This is a genomic window from Pseudomonas sp. HR1, assembly GCF_030175875.1.
Lineage (GTDB): Bacteria > Pseudomonadota > Gammaproteobacteria > Pseudomonadales > Pseudomonadaceae > Chryseomonas > Chryseomonas oryzihabitans.
Map to the genome: position 1 here is coordinate 1 of NZ_JASNRF010000050.1, position 781 is coordinate 781.

The 781-nt window shown below is 57.9% G+C and carries 1 pseudogene; it reads right to left on the reverse strand.

The features are described 5' to 3' along the window. A pseudogene (locus QKY98_RS23535) lies at positions 1 to 781 on the reverse strand (IS3 family transposase); the annotation flags it as partial.

Here is a 781-nt window from a genome sequence, read left to right on the forward strand (position 1 = left end):
CACTCCGATTTCAAACTGCGGAACAATCGCTCCATCGGCGAGTTATCCCAGCAGTTGCCCCGGCGGCTCATGCTCTGTTCCATCCGATATCGCCACAACCGTTGCCGAAACAGGCGGCTAGCGTATTGGCTGCCCTGATCGGAATGAAACAGTACCTGCTGCGGTTTGCCACGCTGTTCGTAGGCCATGTCCAGCGCCTTGATCACCAACTCAGCATCCGGCTTGGCAGAAATCGCCCAGCCGACTACTCGTCTTGTATGCAGATCCAACACCGCCGCTAAGTAATGCCAGCGACCTTGTGCCCAGATGTAGGTGATGTCGCCGCACCACACCTGATTGGGGCGCTCAGTGGTGAACTCGCGGTTCAGCCGGTTCGGGATATCTGGTCGCTCAACCGTAGCCTGCTTGTATGCGTGCGAGCCTGGCTGCTTGCTGACCAAGCCCAACTCACGCATCAACCGACGCACATGAAAACGGCCAATGCTGACGCCATCCTCACGCAGCATACCCAGAATGCTGCGACTGCCAGCCGAGCCTCGACTCTGGTTGAACAGCTGGTTAACCTGACTGCGCAGTGCAACGCGGCATGCATCAACACGGCAGCGTCGAAGCCGATGGGCGTAGTAGCAAGACCGCACCACGCCGAAGGCTGAACAGACCACTTCCACCGACTCCCGCTCACTTAACTGGTCTATCAGCGCGTACGATTGAGCTCGTCCGACATCAAGAGAGCGGTAGCCTTTTTTAGGATCGCTTTCTCCCGTTCCAGTCGGTCGATCCT